The following is a 6,683-nucleotide window of genomic DNA, read 5'->3' on the forward strand; positions in this document are numbered from 1 at the left end:
AGGAGGATCGAGGATTCACAAGATTTTCGAGAAGAGGACTCGATAATGCAAAAATGGAATTTCTTCTTGTGTGTCTGGGGTTCAATTTAAGGAAGTATCACCACTGGTACAGGAAGAAATGTAAAGAAAAAGTCAAATCGCTTTCGAATTAGGCAGGTACAATTCACAGTGCAAAAAAGATATTCACAATGGATACCCTTATTACGCCCTTTTTTAGGGTTTTTTTATTGTGAGTCTTATGAGAATGAATAGAATGAAATCATATCCTACATATCATGAAAAATATGGACGAAAAAAAGAAGCCTAACGAAATGATTAAATCATTTCGTTACAGCTTCTTATTCTTGTGTTGTTGAACGAGTTGATGAAGAACTTTTCTTTGCACTTGAAGTAGAAGATGAGCTACCAGATGTAGTTCCTGATGACGATCTTGTAGAGCTTCTAGTTGAGCTTCTTGTCGTCGCAGTTCTTGTAGAACCAGTTGTACTTCTTGTAGATCCTGTAGAACTTCTAGTAGAACTTGTTGTGCTTCTTCTTCTCGTTGTTGTACTTCTTCTAGTAGTTGAACGATTAGTTCTGCTTGAAGAAGATGAACGTGTTGAGCTTGAAGATGATGATGACGAAGAAGATGATGAATTTGATGAAGAACTTGATGATGAATTAGAAGACGAAGATGAAGAATCATGATCTCCAATCTGAGTTTCTAGAGTTGAATCTTTTTCAACTGTTACAGTCTTGCCTGCCATCATGTCATTAATATATTTAGCGTTCTTCTTAACACTTTCTTCATTTGGCAACATGTAGTAAAGACGACTATTTGGGTCAAAGTATCCACCGGTTGTCATGATACCTTCACCATCTAATAATACAGAAGACTGGAATGTCCATTTAGGCATTTCATCAAGCTGCATATTGATTAAATCTTTTAACTGTTTAGATGTAATTGAAGTCTGGAATGTACCAGCAATCGCATCTAATACCTTATCATAGTTTGCAAGTCCTGAAGGTGTTACTACCTTTTCGATAATTGCTTTAATGACAGTCTGCTGGTTAGCTGCTCTATGTCTATCCCCTTCACCGTAAGTCTTACGTTCACGAGCGAATGCAAGAGCCTGCTTGCCATTCATTGTCTGCCATCCTTTTTTGATGAACACTTTTCTATTTGTCCATGGTGTAAATGCTTTATCTGAGTAAACACGAATACCACCGATCGCATCTACTAGTTTTTCACACATCTTAAAGCCTACACGTGAATAGAAGTTGATCTTAATACCCATGAAATCTTCAATTGTGGCAGCTGAAGTTGGTGTACCAAGTAAAGCTGCATGAGTAAGCTTATCTTTTTCACCAATTCCATGAATTGTAACAAAGTAATCTCTAGGAATACTTGTCATAAGAATCTGATGTGTCTTAGGGTTAACTGTAATGACCATATTAACATCAGCACGTGATTTTACAGTAATATCGTGGCGTACCCCGTTGACTTCCCCATCAACCCCACAGATATACATTGTAAATGGTGTCTTAGTGACATCAATCTTTGATGATTCATCATCATCTGTCACTGTATATGACCAGATTTTCTTAGTTGCACTATCCCAAGTTGGTTCTGATTTTTCTAATGAAGAGACATAATCTTCATTGACAAGAACCGCATGGATTTTATTTTGAATAAGGCTGTTAGCCATTTTTGATAGTTTTTTGTATTTGATTTGTTTATAGTTGACTTCCTCATTGAGTTTAGTTGAAGCAGTCATAAATGATTCAGGTGTAATTGTAGGTACACTTCCCACAATCATATCATTTAAATCTTTTACTTTATTGATGTTAGATTTCTTTAACACATAAACTGAATAAGTTGTCTGTTTAAGAACACCATTCGTAATTTTACTGATGGTGCTTCCTCCCTTACTTGCCACTGATGAACCAAAGCATAAACAAAGTGAAAGTATAAGTGAAATGATTTTCCCAATCATTGTTTTCACTGATGATTCAGCAGCGTGTCTGCCAATCTTTTTTGATGGTTTCATCAAGAAGAACATCGCAACAGCCAATACCACTTCCCCTGCAATCAAGGCTGCTATGTATTTAGTAGGAATCAATCCCGATTGAATTACAAAATATGTGAATGCACCAGATGCCGCAATCTGCAAGATAAGCAGTGGAATCCAGTTAGTCAATTTTTTCATTAAATTTCCCATAAAGGAACATCCTTTCTTTATAAATCAAACAATATTATACACCACAACAGTGTACTTTCAAGCTTTTTCCAAATCACATTTATAAAAAAGAGAACCTATTACAGGTCACTGAATAGATCCTCATTATATACTCCGTTGTTATACAATTGCTTAAAACTATTTACAACAGTTTCTTTATCTTCCTTGTATGTAACACCGAACCACTTATCCTTTGTTTCCAGAACATCTACAGTTACTTTATTATCTCTTAATAATTCTCCAATGTAGACTGGAATCAGATATTCTCCTTTTAGCGGGTCTTCCAATGCATTAAAGAAAGACTTAAATCCTTCTTCTAATAGATCCATAAACGCTGGAGTAAGCCCCCACATATTCATTGAGACATGTGAATTAACATCAATATCTGCACCGTGTGAAGAGGCACCTGTTTTAGTCTTAATGATGTCATGTGTTTCCACAACATCCTTAAGTTTTCCATTTTCTACCTGGCAGATTCCTCTTGTAACACCACCATTATCACTTAGTGTGTTCTTAAGAATAAATCCTGCCATACAATATTCATTTTCCTTGTGATCAGAAATCAAGAAATCATGAATCTTCACAAATGCTTCTTTACCATAATAATCATCAGCATTGATAACCACAAAAGGACAATCAATCAAATCCTTGCATGCCAGTACTGCCTGACCAGTACCCCATGGCTTACTACGTCCTTCCGGACAGCTGATGCCTTCTGGCAAGGCGTCTAGCGCCTGGAAGGCATAGCGAGTAGTAACGCCATGATTTCTGCAGATATTTTCAATTCGATTGCCGATTGCTTCTTTGAATGCTTCTTCAATATCTTTTCTGATAATGAAGATGATATCATTAAATCCTGCTTCAATCGCATCATGGATTGAAAAATCCATGATAATTTCATTATGAGCACCAACAGGTTCTAGCTGCTTGATGCCGCCACCAAATCGCGAACCGATTCCGGCAGCCATTATTACTAAAGACGTTTTCATAATCATTCCCTTTCGCTAAAGTGTTACACATATTTTAACATAGATTTAACGAAAATGAAAACCTTTACATACCAATTAGAGACACATATCCATATTTTAAACTATTCTTCAATGTTTTTTTCTTCGATGCATTCTTCCCATTCCTCATCAAAGACATCATCCGCGTCACGAGGTGTCAAGAATTCTACCGAAATAGCGACAACGACAATACGACTGTGCTTCTTGCCATCTTTACTTGTATAAAAATCCTGCTTAAGATAGCCTACAATCCCAATCTTGTCTCCTTTTTGACAGTATTTCCCCATATTCACCGCAATACGATTCCATACTACCACTGGAATAAAGGACGTCTGCTGATAATGGTGGACAGCTACATTCAATGAAAGAACATGTCCTTCATTCTTTAGTTCTTTTACTTCAAAATCATTGGCAATATAACCAATTAGTTCTACCGAATTCATCTCATCACCCTTTCTTGTCATGTATCTCTATTTATCTATACAGACAAAATGATGAAATTACTAAAAAAAGCATCAGCTTTTTTACTGATGCTCATCTGTTTCATTTTCCGTTGGTGGCGTTGGCGTCACAACAGTATCTGAAATATCTGTTACAGTGACATAGCACTGCACTCTTTTCCCATTGACGCTTGCACTAATAATGCATGTTCCTTTACCTACTGCCGTAATCATCCCATCACGACTGATCTTAGCTACATTTTCATCACTAGAAGAATACGTAATGACACTTGTAGACTCCGTATTAGCCTGAAGCTGCTTTGTCTGACCAATCTCCATAGAGATATTTGTCTCTGACAATGTTAAATCTGCTTCCTTGATAGTTACTGGAATCTTCAATTCACTTTGATTGCGATAATCATCAACTGCAGTTGCTAAAACTTCATAAGTCCCCGGTGTATCATATTTAACTTTGGAATCATCAACTCTCATTTCATAATGAGAGTAATCAGATACTTCAATATTGTGATTATAGTTTACACGTTCATTCACAAATAAGGAAATAGGTTTCTTGAGCTTCATGACCGGCCCTTTTGTATCCTTGATCGTTATCTCAAGATCTGCAATAGTCTTACGACATTGATAATGTATCGCATAATTGCCTACACCTAATATCTTCTTGCTTTTAAAATCAATTGTATCACTTTCATACTTAACTTCATCATCAGAACCAATCTTTGTCACATTTATATAATCCAATGGCTTAATCTTATCGCCAAGCTCTAAGATCAGATGATTACGCTTCAACTCTAAAGTAGGATAATGGTATTTATGATCTATAAAGTACACCACAATAATCACAATAACCACAAACATAAGTGCAAAAGCAAACTTATACACCAATGGCATTCTTTTGATCATCTGATCCATCACCTTTCCTTATCCCTGAAATGACACATCTGATAAACAAGTATCTCTAAAGCTTCTGCCCTTATAGACACTTTCAATTCTTATTGTCACTTTCTTTGTACGATGTGTCTTTGCAAATGAAATCTTCTGTTCTACATTGAAGCTATCATCAAGAGTTACACTTTCACTGCTATCATCAAAAATGAAAGTCACTTCTTTTAAACGATTGTTTTTGTAGTAGATTGTTTCATTCTTACAATAACCATTATAGATTTTTGCAGCCTTGACATCGGTCTTCTCATCAAACTTAAAAGTAATAGACTCACCGATACCATCTCCTCTTACTCCTTCATTCCAAGCAGTAGTAGGATCTCCATCAATCGCATTGCTGGCCTTATAACTTGAAGAATCATTCAATACCGAAGTTGCCGTTGCACTGCTCACCGTAATATTCTTTACAGTATTAGTCGTATTAGTATTCGTATTTGTAGTCGTACTTGTATCACTTTTAGAAGAGAACTGTGATTTTACAAAAAATACCAATGCGAAAACAACACACACTGCAATAATCGCAATAATGATTCTCTTGAAATCAATCTTCTTCTTAATTTCAAAGCTTTCATGAGGAATCTCTTCTTCCTCTTCTACAATTGGTTCTTTTATAACTGTTGTATCATCATCAAAGGAGAACACCTGTCCATAAGGTCTTAAGATTGTATCCTGTTTTACTTCCTTTGTTTCTTCAACAGGTATTTCTTCAACTGGTGTCTCTTCAATAGGTTCTTCTTCATAGATTTCCTCTTCATCTACAAATTCATCTTCTATTTCTTCATCATCACCATTAAGCTTTGTCACAATCTTATTACGCCAATTGATAAAACGATCCCCTAATGATTCCTCCTCTTCCTCTTTTTTAAGAGGCATCTTTTCTTTAACCTTCTCTTTTAAAGGAACCTTCTTGCTTCTTTTTCCAACTGTTTCAGTAGAATCTTCATCATCAAAACTAAAACGCTGTGCTGGCTTTTCTTCTTCCACCTTAGCCTCTTTCTTTTCCTTCTTGATGCGAGGAGAAAGATCTAAAGGCTGATCACACTGCTCACAAAACTTTAACCAATCGGGATTCTCATACCCACAATGAGGACATTTCATACATTTATCCTTCCTTTACTTTATTTTCTTATATTCATAATGATAAGTCTCCAGCAATTCCTTATTATTAAAGACTTCCTGTTTCATTTTTAAATTCTTATAAGTATATTTTACTTCATAATCATCGTCTTGTTTAAATGAAACAAGACGATCATCTTTATAATGATAAGACACATGATTAGAACTGCTTACAAGATGATCATTCTTATAAGTATATGTCACATCATCTTCATCATCTTTCATATTAACAACCTTATCATCTTTCCATCCTATCATAATAGCATCAGATTCACCATGATCATAAAAACGTTCAATACGTGTAAGATGACCAGAATGATCATAACTATACTTATGAGTAAATGAACCCAATTCATCCGTTCCACTAGCCTGGATAATACGATCATTCTTGATTTCATATTGATAAGAGAATACCTCATTTCCAATATGCATCTCAATCTTAGAATATTTCATGATGACATCATGATCCAATAGAACATGGATATCAGCACTATTTAAATCAAAGTCTAATAAATAATGTGAAACAAGCTCTGGTCTTGTATATGATAAATAATACTGTTCAACATCTTGTTTCGTTTCTTCTTTAATGACATTCTGATCATAATGAATATCAACTTCATAACGATTTAAAGCATCATCGCTAGTAAGTCCCTCCGGTGTTGCTTCATAGATCATCTTTTTCACATAATAAATATGCGAAACACTCTTTTGAACATTACAGCCCATAATCATTAAAGCTAAAACGAAAAACAAACCCTTCTTCATAAATTTCACCTTCCCACCTCATTAACATATCATATCACAATATATGAAAAAAACGAACCCCGTAGGATTCGTTTACTATTCCAAATGGTGGAGCTTAGCGGGATCGAACCGCTGACCTCCTGCGTGCAAAGCAGGCGCTCTCCCAGCTGAGCTAAAGCCCCATTTTTTAAATTATA

General features: G+C 35.5%; 7 protein-coding genes and 1 tRNA gene. 1 reads left to right on the top strand and 7 read right to left on the bottom strand.

All coding sequences use genetic code 11. The features are described from left to right. Positions 1–152, top strand: a 152-nt coding sequence (locus T513_RS12700; protein ID WP_196242667.1) for a transposase, incomplete at its 5' end; no start/stop codon positions are given. A 186-nt stretch (positions 153–338) separates the two neighbouring features. On the opposite strand, the gene T513_RS11845 is transcribed toward T513_RS12700, so the two are convergent. From T513_RS11845 to T513_RS0110645, 7 genes are all read right to left on the bottom strand, one after another. Then, positions 339–2,201, bottom strand: coding sequence for an LCP family protein (locus T513_RS11845; RefSeq protein WP_031590081.1), 1,863 nt, complete (start codon positions 2,199–2,201; stop codon positions 339–341). Positions 2,202–2,299: 98 nt separating this feature from the next. After that, a complete protein-coding gene (locus T513_RS0110620; protein ID WP_029070988.1) occupies positions 2,300–3,208 on the bottom strand; it encodes a sugar phosphate nucleotidyltransferase in 909 nt (302 codons plus the stop codon). A gap of 101 nt (positions 3,209–3,309) precedes the next feature. Next, positions 3,310–3,669: a single-stranded DNA-binding protein gene (locus T513_RS0110625; RefSeq protein ID WP_162176431.1), complete on the bottom strand. Its 360-nt coding sequence runs from the start codon at positions 3,667–3,669 to the stop codon at positions 3,310–3,312. 81 nt (positions 3,670–3,750) lie between these two features. Then, positions 3,751–4,587 (bottom strand): Ig-like domain-containing protein, encoded by an 837-nt coding sequence (locus T513_RS0110630; protein ID WP_056995143.1) that lies wholly within the window; start codon positions 4,585–4,587, stop codon positions 3,751–3,753. An 18-nt stretch (positions 4,588–4,605) separates the two neighbouring features. After that, entirely contained in the window at positions 4,606–5,724 is a 1,119-nt protein-coding gene (locus tag T513_RS0110635; protein WP_031590087.1) for a zinc ribbon domain-containing protein, read from the bottom strand. Between the two features lie 15 nt (positions 5,725–5,739). Further along, positions 5,740–6,507 (bottom strand): hypothetical protein, encoded by a 768-nt coding sequence (locus T513_RS0110640; protein ID WP_031590091.1) that lies wholly within the window; start codon positions 6,505–6,507, stop codon positions 5,740–5,742. A gap of 85 nt (positions 6,508–6,592) precedes the next feature. Then, positions 6,593–6,668 (bottom strand) — tRNA-Ala (locus T513_RS0110645). Positions 6,669–6,683 lie beyond the last annotated feature (15 nt).

Origin of the sequence: Kandleria vitulina DSM 20405, assembly GCF_000702065.1 — a bacterium.
GTDB lineage: Bacteria > Bacillota_I > Bacilli_A > Erysipelotrichales > Coprobacillaceae > Kandleria > Kandleria vitulina.

What these genes read in the sequence shown, in the direction of transcription:
- T513_RS0110625 (WP_162176431.1), bottom strand. Translation starts at nt 3,669, where the DNA reads ATGAATTCGGTAGAACTAATTGGTTATATTGCCAATGATTTTGAAGTA.
- T513_RS11845 (WP_031590081.1), bottom strand. Translation starts at nt 2,201, where the DNA reads ATGGGAAATTTAATGAAAAAATTGACTAACTGGATTCCACTGCTTATC.
- T513_RS0110640 (WP_031590091.1), bottom strand. Translation starts at nt 6,507, where the DNA reads ATGAAGAAGGGTTTGTTTTTCGTTTTAGCTTTAATGATTATGGGCTGT.
- T513_RS0110630 (WP_056995143.1), bottom strand. Translation starts at nt 4,587, where the DNA reads ATGATCAAAAGAATGCCATTGGTGTATAAGTTTGCTTTTGCACTTATG.
- T513_RS0110635 (WP_031590087.1), bottom strand. Translation starts at nt 5,724, where the DNA reads ATGAAATGTCCTCATTGTGGGTATGAGAATCCCGATTGGTTAAAGTTT.
- T513_RS0110620 (WP_029070988.1), bottom strand. Translation starts at nt 3,208, where the DNA reads ATGAAAACGTCTTTAGTAATAATGGCTGCCGGAATCGGTTCGCGATTT.